A 16,697-nucleotide genomic window follows, 5' to 3' on the forward strand; every position below is an offset into this window, starting at 1 on the left:
GATGTAATTGATTGTATAAAAAGGATTATTTGAGTTGCATTAACCATGGTCTTCCTGCGCCATCGACAGATAGACGATGGTCAGAACCATGAAAATGAATGCCTGCAAAGTGATGATCAGGATGTGGAAAATTGCCCAAGGCACGGACAGGATCCACTGTGACCACCAGGGTAACAAACCAGCAATCAGGATAAAGATCAGTTCGCCAGCATACATGTTGCCGAACAGTCGAAGACCCAGAGAAACAGGTTTGGAAATCAGCGTAACAGTTTCCAGGATGAGGTTAACCGGGATGGCCGCCGGGTGGTTGAAAGGCTGAAGCGTCAGCTCCTTCACAAACCCGCCGATACCCTTGACCTTGATGCTGTAATACAGGATCAAGAAGAACACGCCCAAAGCCATGGACATGGTGATGTTAACGTCAGCAGAGGGAACCACACGCAGATAGGGAATACCCATCAATTGTGCAGCGTGAGGGATAAAGTCAACGGGGATCAGATCCATGAAGTTCATCAGGAAGATCCACACAAACACCGTCAGCCCCAAAGGTGCGATGACCTTGTTGCGACCGTGAAAGATGTCTTTGACGTTACCATTCACAAACTCGACCAGCATCTCCACAAAGCACTGCAGCTTACCCGGCACCCCGCTGGTAGCGTTAACGGCTACTTTGCGGAACAGCAGGATAAACAGGGCGCCTAGCACGACGGAAAATACCATTGAGTCGATATTGACCGTCCAGAACCCGGACCCGACTTGAAGGTGGGTCAGGTGGTGGGAGATATATCCCTGAGGAGTCAGGACTTCTCCGGTTGCAGACATGAGTTTTCCTAATAGTGGTTGTTAAGCGTGAATGAAACCATCCACTGTACAACGAGGGCGAGGATATAAGTGGCGAAAAACGAGACGGTAACGACCTCGACTCCCGCACCAAACATCAGGGCGAATAGACCTGTTGTAGAAATGAGCTTAATCCCTGCCCCACCATAAAAGTCCCGCAAAACCAGGCCCACACTCTCGGTTGTCACCTTGCGGCGCAGCACCCAGACAGTAAACAAGGCTTGAGGAACCCAGTACATCCCCCCTCCGTAGAGGGCGGAATAACCAGCGCTGGCACCAGTCAGGTAAAACCAGACGGCACTCATCGCCAGGATCAGGATGAGCTGACAAACGAGCATAACCAAGGCCAGTGTCAAACCTTCCAAGGCTATTTTCTGCTTCACCAACCTACCCCTGAACATTACAGAACTGTAAAAAATCGGGATCCGAAGACCCCATGTTAACAGCTCTTAAAGCCGGTCAAATTATACCCTTGAGGGCAGCTATTGCAATATGACAAAAATCCTTAATTTTTGCGGCTTTCCGCGGCAAATCAGGGTTATGGTCATATCAAAAGGAATGGATGTTTTATTACTACAAAAAGCGTAAAAATCACGATTCCGACACGCCAAAATAGCCCAATATACGGTCCAAATCGGACAAATTCTCGTAACTTATTACTAACTTCCCGCTATCCCGCTTGCCAGGCTGAAGTTGCACCTGATTGCCAATTTTTTCTGCCAGTTGGCGCTCCAGGTAGCCGATCTGCGGATCACGGGCCTGTTCGCCCCTGGCTTTTGCCGGTTCGAGCGCTTTTTGCACCAGCTTCTCGGTATCGCGCACGGTCAGTCCTTTCTGGGCAACCAGCTTGGCCAGTTCGGACTGGGCCTGGCCGCTCAGAGCCAGCAGGGCACGGGCATGGCCCATGTCGAGGTCGCCATGCTCGACGAAACGCTTCACGTCGTCGTTGAGCTGGTTGAGACGCAACAGGTTGGTCACAGTGGTGCGGGACTTGCCCACCGCCTCGGCCACCTGCTGGTGGGTGAGTTCGAATTCGGTCAGCAGTCTTTGTAAAGCGACCGCCTCTTCGATGGCATTGAGGTCTTCCCGCTGAATATTCTCTATCAGCGCGATGGCGACGGCAGCCTCGTCGGGTACATCCTTGACGATGCAGGGCACCACCTCGAGCCGCGCCAGCTGGGACGCGCGCCAGCGCCGTTCACCGGCGATGATTTCGAAAGATTGTTCGCCGAGAGGGCGTACCACGATGGGCTGGATCACCCCCTGGGCGCGGATGGAGTTGGCAAGCTCTTCCAGTGCATCCTGGGACATATCCTTGCGGGGCTGGTACTTGCCGGACTGCAACCACTCCACCGGCAGCTTGCGCAGCTCGCCCTGATTGGTGGGGGCCATGGCCTCTTCAGTACGTTGATCGCTCATCACCTGTTTCTGGCGGGCAGCAGTGCTGGTACTGAGCAGGGCATCCAGCCCCTTGCCCAGTCCACGTTTTTTCGGAGTCATATGCTCTCTCGGTCTGCGATGGTCGCCTGACGTTCCTGCTCCTGGCGGCGCAGGATCTCGCCAGCCAGTGCCAGGTAGGCCTTGGCGCCCACCGATGATTTGTCATAGTGCATGGCCGGGGCACCGAAACTCGGGGCCTCAGCCAGTCTAACGTTGCGGGGAATGATGGTGCGGTAGACTTTGTCGCCAAAGTGCTGTTTTAGCTGATCGGACACATCATTGGCCAGCCGGTTGCGGTGATCGAACATGGTGCGCAGCACCCCTTCGATCTTGAGCTCCGGATTGACCACTGCGGCCAGCTTGCTGATGGTGTCGACCAGGGCGGTGAGCCCCTCCAGAGCGTAATATTCGCACTGCATGGGTACCAGCACGGAGTCGGCGGCGGCCATGGCGTTCACGGTCAGCATGTTGAGAGAGGGCGGGCAGTCGATGAAGACGTAGTCGTATTTGTCCCGCACAGAGGCCAGCGCATTGCGCAGGCGGATTTCGCGGGCGAAAAATTCCATCAGACGGATTTCGGCCGCGGTCACGTCGGCGTTGGCGGCAATCAGGTGATAGCCCCCGGTGGTTTCGGGGATGATCACTTCGCTGATGGGGGTATCCTCGATCAGCAGCTCATAGGCGGTGCGCTCGACATCATACTTGTCGACACCGCTACCCATGGTGGCATTGCCCTGCGGATCCAGATCGATCACCAGCACCTTGCGCCGGGTGGCAGCCATGGAGGCGGCCAGGTTCACACAGGTGGTGGTTTTACCCACTCCCCCCTTCTGGTTGGCTATGGCGATGACTTTTCCCACACTATCCCCTAAATGAAACTGCGACCCTATTCGGGCTGGATATGTTTGAATTCCAGCAGATGACGTTCGCCTTCCAGCTCCGGTACCCGCAACTCATGACAGGCTACCAGACGGATATTGGCAGGCAACTGGGCCAGCTCCTGCTCGGGATATTGTCCCTTGAGAGCCAGGAAGCTGCCCTGTTCTGACGGCAGGTGGTGACACCAGCTCAGCATGTCCTCCAGCGAGGCAAATGCCCGACTCAGTACACCATCAAATCCCACCTCGGGTTGATACTCTTCAACCCGGGATTTGACCGGCGTCACATTGGTCAAACCCAGCTCCTGGATCACCTGACGGATGAAGTTGATCCGCTTGCCCAGACTGTCGAGCAGGACGAACTGCTTGTCCGGATTGATGATCGCCAGCGGCAATCCCGGCAGACCGGGACCAGTCCCCACATCGATGAAGCGCTCACCGTGCAAGTGGGGGCTTACCACCAGGCTATCGAGGATATGCTTGACCAGCATGGCGTCCGGATCTCGCACCGAGGTGAGATTGTAAGCCTTGTTCCACTTGTGCAGCAACTCGACCAACTGCACCAGTTGGCTCTTTTGGGTATCGGTGATAACAATTTCGGCCTGCTTGAGCAGGCCGTTCAATCTTTCCAACATGGGATTCCTCAGGCGGTTTTACGCAGCAGGCCGTGTTTTTTCAGGTGAACCAGCAGGATGGAGATGGCCGCCGGGGTGATGCCGGATATGCGGGAAGCCTGACCAATGGTCTGCGGCTTGGCATCGTTCAGCTTGGCTTTCACCTCGTTGGAGAGGCCGTTCACCTCGCGATAGTCCAGATCCAGCGGCAGCAGGGTGTTTTCGTTGCGCAGCTGCTTTTCCACTTCATCGTGCTGACGCTCGATGTAACCGGCGTACTTGATCTGGATCTCAACCTGTTCGGCCGCGGCAGGATCAGTCACGGAAGGGCCGACACCTTCGATGGACATCAGCGCATCATAGGTCACCTCGGGGCGACGCAGCAGCTCTTCCAGACTCTGCTCGCGGGTCAGCGGGGTGTTGACCAGGGCGTTGACTGCCTCCAGTGACGGATGTTGCGGGTGGATCCAGGTTGAACGCATGCGCTGACGCTCCAGCTCGACCTGTTCCATCTTGGCGTTGAATTTGCTCCAGCGCTCGTCATCCACCAGACCCAGCTCGCGACCGATGGCGGTCAGACGGATATCGGCGTTGTCTTCCCGCAGCAGCAGGCGATATTCGGCGCGGCTGGTGAACATGCGGTAAGGCTCGCGTGTCCCCAGGGTGGAGAGATCGTCCATCATCACGCCCATGTAGGCCTGATCCCGACGAGGATTCCAGGGATCCTTGTCCTGGGCACGCAGGGCCGCGTTCAGACCGGCCATCAGGCCTTGTGCCGCCGCCTCTTCGTAACCGGTCGTGCCGTTGATTTGGCCAGCGAAGAACAGGTTTGGAATGCACTTGCTCTCCATGTTGGCCTTGAGATCCCGCGGATCGAAGAAATCGTACTCGATGGCATAACCCGGGCGGGTGATGTGGGCGTTCTCGAAGCCGCGCACGGAACGGACGATCTGCACCTGCACGTCAAACGGCAGGCTGGTGGAGATCCCGTTCGGATAGAGTTCGTGGGTGGTCAGGCCTTCCGGCTCGACGAAGATCTGGTGCGCCGTCTTGTCGGCGAAACGGGTGATCTTGTCTTCGATCGACGGGCAGTAGCGCGGGCCGATCCCCTCGATCACCCCGGCGTACATGGGGCTGCGATCCAGGTTATTGCGGATCACCTCGTGGGTACGCTCGTTGGTGTGGGTGACGTAGCAAGGCACCTGACGGGGATGCTGGCTGGCATTGCCGATAAACGAGAAGACCGGACGCGGATCGTCGCCGTGCTGTTCCTGCATGACGGAGAAATCGACGCTGCGGGCATCGATGCGCGGCGGGGTGCCCGTCTTGAGACGATCGATACGCAGCGGCAGTTCACGCAAGCGTTGGGCCAATGCGATCGAGGGAGGATCCCCGGCACGGCCGCCCTTGTAGTTTTCCATCCCGATGTGGATCAAACCATTCAGGAAGGTACCGACCGTCAGCACCACTGTCTTGCCACTGATGCGGATCCCGCTCTGGGTGACCACACCGGCAACACGATCCCCGTCCATGATCAGATCGTCACAGGCCTGCTGGAAGATCTTCAGGTTCGGGTAGTTCTCCAGCATCTGGCGAACGACAGCCTTGTAGAGCAGGCGATCCGCCTGGGCACGAGTGGCTCGCACTGCCGGGCCCTTGGAGGAGTTGAGGGTGCGGAACTGGATCCCGCCAAGATCAATGGCACGCGCCATGATCCCGCCGAGTGCGTCAACTTCCCTGACCAGGTGTCCCTTGCCGATCCCGCCGATCGCCGGATTACAGGACATGTGTCCCAGCGTATCGATATTGTGGGTCAGCAACAGGGTGTTCATGCCCATACGGGCTGCCGCTGTTGCTGCTTCGGTTCCGGCATGACCGCCACCGACGACGATCACATCAAATTGTTCATGGTATTGCATTGGGATCACCTTGATCTGCACGCCTGAAGATCTTTATTTGCCTGGGCTAAAGGGCGGAACATTCTATCTGTTTCGCGTCCTGAGGGGAACGTCTACTTAACGTTCAGTATGAAGGGAGGATCCACTAATTAGATCTTAAGGATCTTTAGATCGATCTTTTACTGGATCTCTTATTAGGATCCGCCCTTTCTGTTGATAAGCACTTTTTGATCATAAAGATCATTAATTTAAGGACGATCCTAGCTTGTGGAAAAGCTTGGATCCTGGCCCGGTGAACGAGGGGATAACCAGGACTTTTATACACAGAGCTCTGTCGGTCTGGATCTAATACATGGATAACTATAGGTTTTGCAGAGCTTTACACCGTAGTTATGCACATTGCCCCTGGGGGTTGTGGGTAACCGTGTAGAACAACTCCCCCGGATCAATCTGTTAATAACATGGTGGATAGTCGATCTGGGGATAAGTGGGGAGATCAAGCTTTTTTTCAGGATCTCCCGCACGCTGATCAGGCGATCATCGTCATCCAGTCGCGGATCCACACTTCTGCGGCATCTTCGGGGATCTCGTGTTGGGTCACATCGATGTCGAGCCGCTCGCCGATCCGGCTGGCACCGCACTCGGCCAGCAGCCGATCCAGCGTCTTGCCACCCTGGCAAAAGGTGTCATAACTGCTGTCACCAAGGGCGATCACGCCATATTTCAATGAATTAAGATCCGGATGCTGCTCGGCAAGATCCTTGGCGAAGGGTTGCAGGTTGTCGGGCACATCCCCGGCACCATGGGTGGAAGTGACCACCAGCAGGATGGATCCCGCATCATCCAGCACCTCTGCCAGCTTGGCCGGGTTGTGGATCCGGGTCTGGTGGCCAGCCTGTTCCAGCAGGTTGGCGACGTGGTCTGCGACATATTCGGCGGCGCCCAGCATGGAGCCGACGACGAGATTGAGTTTGGCCATGGAATGGATCCTGATTTCAGACAAAGAAACGGAAAGCCGGATTCTACCGCCAAAGGGTGTGGATAAATATGGATAAAGCTTGGGGATAATGGATCCAGTCAGATAATGCCACCGGATCCATCCTGCCGATCTTTTTTCTGCTTCTTTATATTCCTCTCCATTTTCTTCTCCACCCATGGCTCTCCTGATGGCTCCCATCTCCCGCGAAATCCTGCCAACGATGCAGCTAGATAACAATGTAGATGCAAATGATTAGCAATTATTGAATCGATTCGATCACGGCTCCTGTAGTAGGATTGCGCTGCTTTATTCGCCCATGGAACAGGGTGATGTCGTGACAAACGACCACAAATAACAATTAAAACAACATAACTCATTGATAAACGAGACTTTAATATGATTGCGCAAAAATACACTACAGGACCCGGTAAGAAGGGCGCCTTCGGCGTGCTTTCGCTCTCCGGTTTGCTCGTCTCCCTGCCGCTGATGGCCGAACAAACCACCGCTGAGCTGCCCAAAGCCAGCGAAACCATGGTGGTGACCGGTACGGCCATGAAGGTGGAAGTGCCGATGGCCGAGACCCCTCGCGCCGTCTCCGTGGTTAATCGCGAGGAGCTGGATCAGCACGCCGTGTTGCAGCTGGATGAAGCGATTCGCTACCGTTCCGGCGTATTGACCGGCCTCTATGGCTCAGACAACAACACCGACTGGTTCAAGGTGCGTGGCTTCGATGCCGCCTCTTATCTGGATGGCAACCGCTTGTTTGGCACCGGTTATTACGTCTGGACGCCGGAACCGTTTGGTCTGGAGAGTGTGGAAGTGCTGAAGGGGCCAGCCTCGATCCTTTACGGTGAGGCGCCCCCGGGCGGGGTGATCAATGCCATCAGCAAGCGGCCGACCGCCACGCCGCAAGGGCAGGTGGATCTGCAGCTTGGCAGCCGGGATCATCGTCAGGTCGGGGTGGATGTTTCTGACGCGCTCTCCGACAACAGCCGCTACCGCATGGTTGCTCTCTATAAAGAGCGTGATGGTGTGCTTACCGGTACTTACAACGATCGGGTTTATCTGGCGCCGAGCGTCACCTTCGATCTTTCGGATCGTACCAGCCTGACCCTGCTGGCCAGTTTCCTGCACGACGAAGGGGTCCCGACCAACGGCTTCTTCCCGGTCTATGGCACCCTGAATACGTCAGGTGGCCAGATTGATCCCTCCACCAACCTGAGCCAGCCGGATTACGATCGCAACCGCAATACCCAGATCTCCACCGGTTACGAGCTGGCCCACCAGCTCAACCAGACCTGGGAGTTCAAGCAGAACGTCCGTTTCAACTATAACGATCTGCTGCTGCGCCAGACCTATATCTTCCCGACCTATGAAGGCACAACCGCCAGTCGTGGCCTGGTTTACCGCGATGGCAATACCAAGAGTGCCACTATGGATAACCAGATGGTGGGCTACTGGAACACCGACAGCACCGAGCAGACCTTGCTGCTGGGGGTGGATCTGCAGCGTCACGTCAATGAAGGGGTCGAGGCCGACAATTACGCCATGGGCTCCATCAATACTATGAACCCGGATTACAGCGGCTTCCCCGGTTTTGATGAGTCGACTGCTACTCACCAGAAGAGCAGCAAGGGCCAGAGCGGCCTCTATGCCCAGCACCAGATCCGCTGGGACGATCGCTGGTTGCTGACTGCCGGTGGCCGTTTCGACTATGTGGAGACCCACAATACCAATACCAGCAAGGACGAGCGCCAGTACGATCACGAGCTCTCCCTCTCGGGCAGCCTGATGTATCTGGCTGACAACGGCCTCTCTCCCTACTTTGCCTATGCCGAGTCGTTCGAGGTGCTGCCGGGGATCGATCCCAACACCCGAAACTCCTACAAGCCACTCAAGGGCAAGCTCTACGAGACCGGCGTGAAGTATGCGCCAGCCTTCCTCGACGGTTACATCAATCTGGCGCTGTTCGATCTGGCCCAGACCAACTCGCTGGTCTCTACCGGTTCCGGCCAGCAGACCCAGGCGGGTGAAGTGACCTCTCAGGGGATTGAGCTGGAAGGGAGCGTGCAGGTGACCGATGCGTTGCGTCTGACCGCTGCTTATACCTACACCGATGCCAAAACCAACGACACCGGCAGTGGCGATCGCCGTGCCAGCCTGATCCCGCGCCACCAGGCCTCCTTCTGGGGTAACTACAAGGTGCAGCAAGGGGTGGCTTCGGGTCTGGAGCTGGGTACCGGTGTGCGTTATATCGGTTCCAGCGTGGGTATTGGTGCCGTGAATGCGGACTATACCCCCATCTACGGCTCTGCCGAGGTGCCGGCCCATACCGTTTGGGATGCGATGATCGGGTATGACTTTGCCAAGAACTGGCGCGCCCAGCTCAACGTCAACAACCTGCTGGGTGAAACCTACGTGGCCAGTTGTGACTACTACTGCTACTACGGCGAGCCGCGCAGCGTAGTGGGCAGCATCAACTACCGCTGGTAATCGAAGTCGGGCGGGAACCGGATTCCCGCCCTTCTTTTCACCCGCAGTTGTTCTGATCTCTCTGGAATACCGGTCCGTTATGGAACTCTTGTCTCTGGTTTATCGCCAATATCGTTGGCCTTTTATCACCATTACCCTGCTCTGTCTGCTCAGTGCCGTCAGCGGGATTGGCGTCATTGCCTTTATCAATCAGTCTCTTATCGAATCTATAGGTGATCCGCTGCCGATCCTCGGTCAGCTGGTCGGCCTGATTGTGTTGCTGCTGGTGATCACTCTCGGATCTCAGCTGGCGCTGACCACTCTCGGTCACCATTTTGTCTACCGGTTGCGCGGCCGTCTGCTCAAGCAACTGTTGGATACCGATGTCGCCCGCATCCGCCAGATTGGTCAGGGGCCACTGCTGGCCTCCCTCTCCAGCGATATCGGCCAGATCACCATTGCCTTCGTGCGCCTGCCTGAGCTGGTGCAGGGGCTGGTGCTCACGCTGGGCTCTGCCCTCTATCTTGGCTGGCTCTCTCCTGCATTGCTCGGGGTGACCGCGCTCTGGGTCACGGTTACCATGGTGGTGGGCTGGTTGCTGGTGAACCGTGTTTATCGCCATCTATCCCACATGCGTCAGGCCGAAGATCGGCTCTATCAGAACTATCAGGCCATCATCGCCGGTAGCAAGGAGCTGGCTCTCAACCGCGAGCGGGCTCACTTCGTTTACCACCAGCTCTATGAGCAGAATGCCCGTGACTACCGCCAGCAGATCATCCGCGCCGACACCTATCACCTGAGCGCGGTGAACTGGTCGAATATCATGATGCTGGGGGCCATCGGTCTGGTCTTCTTTCTGGCCAACGGCCTTGGCTGGGCCAACACCAATGTGGCTGCTACCTTTGCGCTGACCCTGCTGTTCCTGCGCACCCCGCTGTTGCAGGGGATTGGCGCCCTGCCGACCCTGCTTGCCGCTCAGGTGGCGTTCGACAAGATCGCCGCCCTCAATCTGGCCGAGCCGGATGCGGATTTCCCGCTGCCGCCCGCCATCCGCCCCTGGCAGCGTATCGAGTTGGAGCAGGTGAGCTTTCACTATCAGGGGGAGGGCGGTTTTGCCGTTGGCCCCATCGATCTGGTCATCGAAAAGGGGGAGCAGATCTTCATCATTGGCGGTAATGGCTCCGGCAAGTCGACCCTGGCCATGCTGCTGACCGGCCTTTACCAGCCGGTATCGGGCCGCATCCTGCTGGATGGTGAGCCGATCACCGATCGCAACGGCTATCTGGCGCTCTTCTCCGCCATCTTCACCGACTATCACCTGTTCCAGCACCTGCTGGGGCCGGAACCCAAAGATGAGCTGGTGGCCGAGTGGCTGGAGCGGTTGCAGATGGGCAGCAAGCTCACCATCGAGGATGGCTTTATCGCCGATATCGATCTCTCTCAGGGGCAGCGCAAGCGGGTCGCCCTGCTGCTGGCGCTGGCCGAGCAGCGCGAGGTGATGCTGTTTGACGAGTGGGCCGCGGATCAGGATCCCCAGTTCCGCCGCATCTTCTATCAGCTGCTGTTGCCGCGCCTCAAGGAGATGGGCAAGACGGTGATTGCCATCAGTCACGATGATCACTACTTCCCGCTGGCCGATCGCCTGCTGGAGATGCGCCAGGGCCAGCTCACTGAGCTGACCGGGGCGCGCCGCGCCGAAGTGAGCCGCGATGCGATCGCCCATCTGGATTGCGAGGTGCCGGCTTGATGCTGGCACCGATGAGACTGGCGGCAAGCCAGCACAGGAATTGCTTATGTTCGAGATGAAATCAGCCAGCTTCACGGTCAATGACCGCACGCTGCTGCACCCCACCGACCTGCGTTTCGAGCAGGGACAGGTCTATGGCCTCATCGGCCACAATGGGTCGGGAAAATCGACCCTGCTCAAGCTGCTGGCACGCCAGCAACCCCTCAGCGATGGCGAGATCCTGTTCGATGGCAAGCCGCTGCCCGACTGGGGCAATCGGGAGTTTGCCCGTCAGGTGGCCTATCTGCCCCAGCATCTGCCGAGCGCCGAGAATCTGCTCGGGCGGGAGCTGGTGGAGATGGGCCGCTACCCCTGGCGCGGCCTGCTGGGCCGGATGGGGGCGGAGGATCACCGTCAGGTCGAGCGGGCCATCGCCCTTACCCATACCGAACGCTTTGCCGATCGGCTGGTGGATACCCTCTCCGGCGGTGAGCGGGGGCGGGTCTGGCTGGCGATGCTGCTGGCCCAGGAGAGCCGCTTCATCCTGCTGGACGAGCCGCTGGCCGCGCTGGATGTGGCCCATCAGGTGGAGGTGCTGACACTGGTCAAGCAGTTGAGCCGTCAGCTAAACCTCGGGGTCATCATCGTCATTCACGACATCAATATGGCCTCCCGCTTCTGCGATCGGCTGGTGGCGCTCCACTCCGGCCGCCTGCTCACCCACGGCGAACCTGAGGGGATCATGACCAGCGAGACTCTGCACGCCATCTATGGCATTCCGATGGAGGTCATTCGCCACCCGGCTCATGCTCATCCCATCGCCATCGTCTGACCGGGGGGCTCTCTTGAACCGTTTATTGAAGAAGATGGCACCCTGCCTTATTAGCCTGCTGCTGCCACTAGCGGCGCAGGCCGACACATCCCCGATCGCCTCTGCGCCGCTACCCCGAATCGCCACTGTCGACTGGACCATAGCCGAAACATTGCTGGCGCTCGGGGTGACGCCGCTGGCGGTGGGGGATGCAGGCCCCTATCAGGCATGGGTCGGCGAGCCACGGCTACCCGCCGGGGTGGTGGATATCGGCCTGCGCACCCAGCCCAACCGTGAGCTGCTGGCAGAGCTCAAACCCGATCGCATCCTCATCTCGCCGCTGGCGGCCCCGCTGGCGCCAACTCTTTCCCACATCGCGCCGGTGAGCACCATAGCCCTCTATGATGGGCAAACCGATCTGTGGCAGCGGTTGCACGAGGTGACCCTGACTCTCGCCCGTATGGTGGGCAAAACCGCTGAGGGCGAACGGCTGCTGGCCGGGCTCGCTCGGGATCTCGCCAGCATGCAGGCCGGATTGCCTGCGGATCTGCCGCCCCTGCTGGTGGTGCAGTTTATCGATGAGCGCCATGTGCGGGTGTTTGGTCGCCACAGCCTGTTCGATGCGGTGATGACGCGGCTTGGGCTGCGTAATGGCTGGCAGGAGCAGACCAATGACTGGGGTTTCTCGGTGGTCAGCATCGAGCAGTTCATGACCTTGCCAACCGCGCGGCTGGTGGTGGTCGATCCCATTCCGGTCGGGGTGAGCGAACGGCTGCAGGAGCCTGGGCTGTGGCAGCATCTGCCGCTGGTACGGCAGGCGCCCGTGCTGCATCTGCCTGCGGTCTGGAGTTTTGGCGGCGTACTTGCAGCCCGCCGTTTCGCCGGTCTGCTCAGCGATGCATTGCTGCAAGATGCCGAGCGTATGGAGGCTAGCCGATGAAGCGACTGCTCACATCGCCGCTGCTGCGGCCGGTCTCGATCCTGCTGGGGTTGACCCTCTTGCTCGCGTATTGGGAGCTGGCTCGCCAGCTGCCCGGTGCGCTCTGGTGGCAGAGTCTCTTCGCCCCCAATCTGGATGATGTCAGCCAAGCGGTGGTGCATTTCAGCTGGCTGCCTCGCCTGGTTGTCACCCTGCTGGCCGGGGCGGCGCTCGGGCTGGCGGGCACCCTGATGCAGCAGGTGCTGCGCAACCCGCTCGCGTCACCCACCACTCTTGGGGTGGCCTCCGGTGCCCAGCTGGCATTGATGATGGTGACCCTGTTTGCCCCCTCCTGGTTGCTGCTGGGGCGGGAGTGGATCGCCATGGCCGGCGGCAGCCTTGCGATGGCACTGGTGTTTGCCCTGGCCTGGCGTCGCCAGCTCAATCCGGTGGTCATCGTCTTTGCCGGGCTGGTGATCAACCTCTATCTGGCGGCCATCAGCATGGGACTCTTGCTGTTCTTTCAGGAGGAGCTAAAAGGTTTGCTGGTGTGGGGCTGTGGCTCGCTAGTGCAGAACAGCTGGAGCGGGGTGAGTTATCTGTTGCCCCGCCTGCTGGCAGCTGCTGCGTTGGCCGCGGTACTGGTGCGCCCGCTGGCGGTGCTGGAGCTGGATGATGCCAGCGCCCGTAGTCTGGGGGTCTCCCTGCAGCATCTGCGTTTTGCCGGACTTGGGCTGGCGGTGTTTGTTACCGCTTGCGTGGTGAGCGTGGTGGGGCTGATCGGCTTTATCGGGCTGGCGGCGCCAGCCATGGTGCGGCTGCTCGGGATCCGCCAGCTCGGCCAGCGGCTGTTGTGGGCTCCGATCCTCGGCGCCCTGCTGCTGGCGGCGACCGATTTGCTGCTGCAGAGCCTGAGCCGCTTCTGGCCAGTCTTGATCCCCACCGGCGCCATGACTGCCCTGCTGGGGGCGCCGCTGCTGCTCTGGCTGATCCCGCGCCTGGGTATCAAGTCGGGTACGCCGAAGGCAAACGCCGGCCTGCTGGTGGCCCGCCACCCGGCGCCGGCTCGCCTCATCGGCCTGTTGCTGGTCGGGCTGCTGCTGGCCGTGGTCGCCTCCCTGCTGTTGGGTCAGGGAGTGACGGGCTGGAGCTGGCCAAGCTGGCTCCGCTGGCAGGCCCAGCTGGAGTGGCGGTTGCCGCGCACTCTGGTGGCGGGGGCGGCTGGTGTGCTGCTGGCGCTGGCGGGCACCCTGTTGCAGCGGGTCAGCAACAATCCTATGGCGAGCCCGGAGCTGCTGGGGGTGAGCGGCGGCACCTTTATGGGGGTGATAGCGACGGCGCTGTTGCTGCCTGTATTGCCCCTGCCGCTGATGCTGGTCGGTGGCCTGCTCGGTGCCTTCGGCTGCCTGTTGCTGCTGGTGCTGGTCAATCGCAAGCACGGCTTCCAGCCGGAGCGGATCCTGCTCTCAGGTATTGCCATCACGGCACTGTTCGAGCCGCTGCAGGCCATCGCGCTGGCCAACGGCGACATGCGGGTGCAGCAACTGCTTTCCTGGATGTCCGGCTCCACCTACTACGTCACCCTGCCGGTAGCCTATGGGTTGGTGGGGCTGGCGCTGTTAATGCTGGCCGTCTGCCTGTTGGTGAGCCGCTGGCTCGATCTGCTGCCGATGGGGAGTGCTGTAGCGACCGCGCTTGGCATTCGCCTCAACCGTGCCCAGCTCGCCATCCTGCTGCTGGTGGCCGTGCTCACCGCCAGTGCCACCCTGGTGGTCGGGCCGCTCTCATTCGTCGGTCTTCTGGCGCCACATATGGCCAAGCTGATGGGGTTGGTGCGGGCACGCTGGCACCTGCTTGGGGCCGCCGCTTCCGGCTCCCTGCTGATGGTATCGGCGGACTGGGTCGGCCAGCAGATCCTCTTCCCGCAGGAGGTGCCGGTCGGGCTGGTCTCCACCTTGTTAGGGGGCGCTTACTTCATGTGGTGCCTCCGCCGCCTCTAGGTTTGCGGACAAAAAACGCACAATAAAAAGCCCGGGATGAACCCGGGCTTTTTATTGTTTGCCGAACCGGCTTACTTGCCGATGCAGAATGTAAATAATCTATTATCTTCAATGTGTTAGTGACTTTTCGGGGGCCACTTGGGGTAAAAGTAACTAAAACAGCATATTGAGAGGCCGCTCACGGGTTTCTGCCATCGTGCAGCGTTCCCACATAGTCCATTCTCGATCGTGCAGCCTTCCCATATGAATCAACGCGATGCCACCACACGCAGTCAAAGCCGCTTTTTAGGTGAGTTTTGAACATATTTTGAACCGACTATAGCATCGTCCGGTGCCTAGAAAGCCGCTTTTACTCTTCGAACCGTGCAAACTTCACATAGGTGGTTTGGCTAACCGTGCAATCATCCCACATACCGCCAATTTAATCCCAGCCCTTTATCAGCCTGGCTGAGCGGGCTTTTAGGCCCTCTAGAATGGTGCTGCTGATGGCATCGGGGAAGCCCGCTGGCAATTGCTGGGTAACACGCTCAATAACATCATCAACGGAGTTGGCCAGTTCTGTCAGGATCTCTTCCATAGCAGAACGCTCAAATCCCACAGCTTTCGCCGTTTGGAAGAAATGACGCGGGAATACCTGCTCAATGGCGTATTTCTTTCCCTTGCTGCTTGCTAGGCCCATAGCGAGCTTGGCGTCCCTTCGGTTGAGGCCTCGGCCGCCAAACACTGGATAGACAGATAGGATGTCGTAAAAAGGGGTCAGGCGAAAACGCCCTTCCGGTCCAATAAAGACCGAGAAGTTCTTTGCATGGCCATCGGTGGCCGCCAGCAGCCAGAACAGGACCTGAGATTTCATGAACAGGTAGCGATCCTGTTCTGGTGTCACAGAGCCCAGCAAGGTTTTCATGATGTCAGTGATCCCTGGTCCTCCATGGCTCTCGTATTTCCGTGCTGACGGAACATTCAATACCTGACAGAAATCTTCTTGGGGAAGGCGCATGATCCAACTGCGATCGGCAGCGTAACGTCTGTCGAAGCGTTCCACAGCCAGTGCTTTGACCTGGCCAACCTGCATCATGAAGCAGTTAGGTACGGGTAGACCAAACTCCTTGGCAATCAGAGTGCAGAGATATTCGTTTTCTACGCTCTGGGAGAGGTCTATCGAGTAGGAGTGGCTTTCAATCTTGCCGATAGGGAGTTTGATTATGTGGGTTGTCGGCGTTGCATTGAGTGGCAAGTACCAACGGCCATCGAGATAGAGCAGTGCAGTCTTTTCTTGCGCCCCGGCGATAGAGATCCGGAACTCCTCTTGCTCCCTGACCATCCCCAAAGGGATTCCTGATTTGTAGCTGGTCAGGATCTGCTCGAGCTCGTCATCGGAAAGTGCCTTGTAGTCGATTCGCCTGACATCTGGAACATCGTGCCCTTCGGTAACCAGCTGTAATGCCCCTACGCTATCCTGGCCAATGCAACTGAGCAGATCGAAGGGCTGGGTTGATACCGCTTGATAGCGTGCTACAACCCTATTCCTCACCTCTGTATTATCTGGCAGCAGGTTGTCAAAGAAGTTATAGGCTTCATCGCCCCGGTAGGCCTGATGGCGCAATGGCATGGAGAGTGAGATGGGACGGCTGCCCGGTTGTGCTAGCCATGACTCATGGTACTGAAACTGATGGGCGCCGCTGGTAGTTTTGGTGAATGTGCCTACCCGATAGCCGTTCATGTAGACAGCCAGATTGGCCATTACCACTCCTCCTTCCAGCCCGATGCCGGACTCTCGGATGACTCATTGCGGGGTTTGATGTCCAGTGACAATTCGAGTGCCGCGAGGATCTTGAACAGGGTCTCCAGCTTGGTGGACTCAGGATTGAGCTCGAAGCTGGAGACTGTGTCTTGCCTAATCCCTACTTTCTCGGCCACTTTGCCTTGAGAGAGCTTTTGAGAAAGCCTGGCATCCTTGATACAGGCGCTCAGCTGCTTGGCGCTGGTTACTTTCATGATTCGACAACCTGGTAGCGTGCCTTCTTCCAATTTACACGCTATGGCAGGTACATCAAGTTTTACCTGCTGTGGCGGGTAAAGGTTGTTTACACGCTATAGGCAGTATTTAAGATTTATCCTAT

At 58.3% G+C, this 16,697-nt stretch carries 14 protein-coding genes; 5 read left to right on the plus strand and 9 right to left on the minus strand.

All coding sequences use genetic code 11. The annotated features are described in order from the left end of the window. Nucleotides 1–39 precede the first annotated feature (39 nt). From atpB to mioC, 7 genes are all read right to left on the minus strand, one after another. Nucleotides 40–822, minus strand: a complete 783-nt coding sequence (gene atpB / locus ACTG27_RS16665; RefSeq protein WP_005339335.1) for a F0F1 ATP synthase subunit A — start codon at nucleotides 820–822, stop codon at nucleotides 40–42. Nucleotides 823–830: 8 nt separating this feature from the next. Then, nucleotides 831–1,241 carry an ATP synthase subunit I gene (locus ACTG27_RS16670; RefSeq protein ID WP_019445506.1) on the minus strand — a complete coding sequence of 137 codons (411 nt, stop codon included), beginning with the start codon at nucleotides 1,239–1,241 and terminating at the stop codon, nucleotides 831–833. Between the two features lie 190 nt (nucleotides 1,242–1,431). Further along, entirely contained in the window at nucleotides 1,432–2,340 is a 909-nt protein-coding gene (locus ACTG27_RS16675) for a ParB/RepB/Spo0J family partition protein (protein ID WP_439979990.1), read from the minus strand. Continuing rightward, on the minus strand, nucleotides 2,337–3,140 hold the full coding sequence (locus tag ACTG27_RS16680) for a ParA family protein (RefSeq protein WP_439979991.1): 804 nt from the start codon (nucleotides 3,138–3,140) through the stop codon (nucleotides 2,337–2,339). The genes ACTG27_RS16675 and ACTG27_RS16680 overlap by 4 nt, the downstream gene beginning before the upstream one ends. A gap of 26 nt (nucleotides 3,141–3,166) precedes the next feature. Next, nucleotides 3,167–3,793, minus strand: coding sequence for a 16S rRNA (guanine(527)-N(7))-methyltransferase RsmG (gene rsmG / locus ACTG27_RS16685; RefSeq protein WP_031227633.1), 627 nt, complete (start codon nucleotides 3,791–3,793; stop codon nucleotides 3,167–3,169). 8 nt (nucleotides 3,794–3,801) lie between these two features. Next, complete coding sequence (gene mnmG / locus ACTG27_RS16690; RefSeq protein ID WP_439979992.1) at nucleotides 3,802–5,691, minus strand: tRNA uridine-5-carboxymethylaminomethyl(34) synthesis enzyme MnmG; 1,890 nt, start codon at nucleotides 5,689–5,691, stop codon at nucleotides 3,802–3,804. 508 nt (nucleotides 5,692–6,199) lie between these two features. Next, nucleotides 6,200–6,649 (minus strand): FMN-binding protein MioC, encoded by a 450-nt coding sequence (gene mioC, locus ACTG27_RS16695; RefSeq protein ID WP_033138545.1) that lies wholly within the window; start codon nucleotides 6,647–6,649, stop codon nucleotides 6,200–6,202. Nucleotides 6,650–7,045: 396 nt separating this feature from the next. Here mioC and ACTG27_RS16700 point away from each other — a divergent pair, with 396 nt between their 5' ends. The 5 genes from ACTG27_RS16700 (at nucleotide 7,046) to fhuB (ending at nucleotide 14,577) form a co-directional block, all read left to right on the plus strand. Continuing rightward, nucleotides 7,046–9,142, plus strand: coding sequence for a TonB-dependent siderophore receptor (locus ACTG27_RS16700; protein WP_107683438.1), 2,097 nt, complete (start codon nucleotides 7,046–7,048; stop codon nucleotides 9,140–9,142). Between the two features lie 79 nt (nucleotides 9,143–9,221). Further along, complete coding sequence (locus ACTG27_RS16705; RefSeq protein ID WP_257725053.1) at nucleotides 9,222–10,868, plus strand: multidrug ABC transporter permease/ATP-binding protein; 1,647 nt, start codon at nucleotides 9,222–9,224, stop codon at nucleotides 10,866–10,868. A 46-nt stretch (nucleotides 10,869–10,914) separates the two neighbouring features. Then, nucleotides 10,915–11,679 (plus strand): ATP-binding cassette domain-containing protein, encoded by a 765-nt coding sequence (locus ACTG27_RS16710; RefSeq protein ID WP_124930500.1) that lies wholly within the window; start codon nucleotides 10,915–10,917, stop codon nucleotides 11,677–11,679. A gap of 34 nt (nucleotides 11,680–11,713) precedes the next feature. Then, nucleotides 11,714–12,598: an ABC transporter substrate-binding protein gene (locus tag ACTG27_RS16715; RefSeq protein WP_244776332.1), complete on the plus strand. Its 885-nt coding sequence runs from the start codon at nucleotides 11,714–11,716 to the stop codon at nucleotides 12,596–12,598. Beyond that, nucleotides 12,595–14,577 (plus strand): Fe(3+)-hydroxamate ABC transporter permease FhuB, encoded by a 1,983-nt coding sequence (fhuB, locus tag ACTG27_RS16720; RefSeq protein ID WP_439979995.1) that lies wholly within the window; start codon nucleotides 12,595–12,597, stop codon nucleotides 14,575–14,577. Before ACTG27_RS16715 ends, fhuB begins: the two co-directional genes overlap by 4 nt. Before the next feature lie 421 nt (nucleotides 14,578–14,998). Here the strand turns inward: fhuB and ACTG27_RS16725 are convergent, their stop codons facing one another. Together ACTG27_RS16725 and ACTG27_RS16730 are read right to left on the minus strand one after the other, a co-directional pair. After that, complete coding sequence (locus ACTG27_RS16725; protein ID WP_151286440.1) at nucleotides 14,999–16,318, minus strand: type II toxin-antitoxin system HipA family toxin; 1,320 nt, start codon at nucleotides 16,316–16,318, stop codon at nucleotides 14,999–15,001. Next, nucleotides 16,318–16,572 (minus strand): helix-turn-helix domain-containing protein, encoded by a 255-nt coding sequence (locus ACTG27_RS16730; RefSeq protein WP_042878568.1) that lies wholly within the window; start codon nucleotides 16,570–16,572, stop codon nucleotides 16,318–16,320. The genes ACTG27_RS16725 and ACTG27_RS16730 overlap by 1 nt, the downstream gene beginning before the upstream one ends. Nucleotides 16,573–16,697 lie beyond the last annotated feature (125 nt).

The sequence above is a fragment of the Aeromonas sp. 97A genome (assembly GCF_051919185.1).
Classification (GTDB): Bacteria; Pseudomonadota; Gammaproteobacteria; order Enterobacterales; family Aeromonadaceae; genus Aeromonas; species Aeromonas veronii.

Coding starts and splice junctions, on each gene's coding strand:
- fhuB (WP_439979995.1), top strand. CDS start 12,595: ATGAAGCGACTGCTCACATCGCCGCTGCTGCGGCCGGTCTCGATCCTG.
- ACTG27_RS16730 (WP_042878568.1), bottom strand. CDS start 16,572: ATGAAAGTAACCAGCGCCAAGCAGCTGAGCGCCTGTATCAAGGATGCC.
- mnmG (WP_439979992.1), bottom strand. CDS start 5,691: ATGCAATACCATGAACAATTTGATGTGATCGTCGTCGGTGGCGGTCAT.
- ACTG27_RS16700 (WP_107683438.1), top strand. CDS start 7,046: ATGATTGCGCAAAAATACACTACAGGACCCGGTAAGAAGGGCGCCTTC.
- ACTG27_RS16715 (WP_244776332.1), top strand. CDS start 11,714: ATGGCACCCTGCCTTATTAGCCTGCTGCTGCCACTAGCGGCGCAGGCC.
- mioC (WP_033138545.1), bottom strand. CDS start 6,649: ATGGCCAAACTCAATCTCGTCGTCGGCTCCATGCTGGGCGCCGCCGAA.
- ACTG27_RS16675 (WP_439979990.1), bottom strand. CDS start 2,340: ATGACTCCGAAAAAACGTGGACTGGGCAAGGGGCTGGATGCCCTGCTC.
- ACTG27_RS16670 (WP_019445506.1), bottom strand. CDS start 1,241: ATGTTCAGGGGTAGGTTGGTGAAGCAGAAAATAGCCTTGGAAGGTTTG.
- ACTG27_RS16710 (WP_124930500.1), top strand. CDS start 10,915: ATGTTCGAGATGAAATCAGCCAGCTTCACGGTCAATGACCGCACGCTG.
- atpB (WP_005339335.1), bottom strand. CDS start 822: ATGTCTGCAACCGGAGAAGTCCTGACTCCTCAGGGATATATCTCCCAC.
- ACTG27_RS16705 (WP_257725053.1), top strand. CDS start 9,222: ATGGAACTCTTGTCTCTGGTTTATCGCCAATATCGTTGGCCTTTTATC.
- rsmG (WP_031227633.1), bottom strand. CDS start 3,793: ATGTTGGAAAGATTGAACGGCCTGCTCAAGCAGGCCGAAATTGTTATC.
- ACTG27_RS16725 (WP_151286440.1), bottom strand. CDS start 16,318: ATGGCCAATCTGGCTGTCTACATGAACGGCTATCGGGTAGGCACATTC.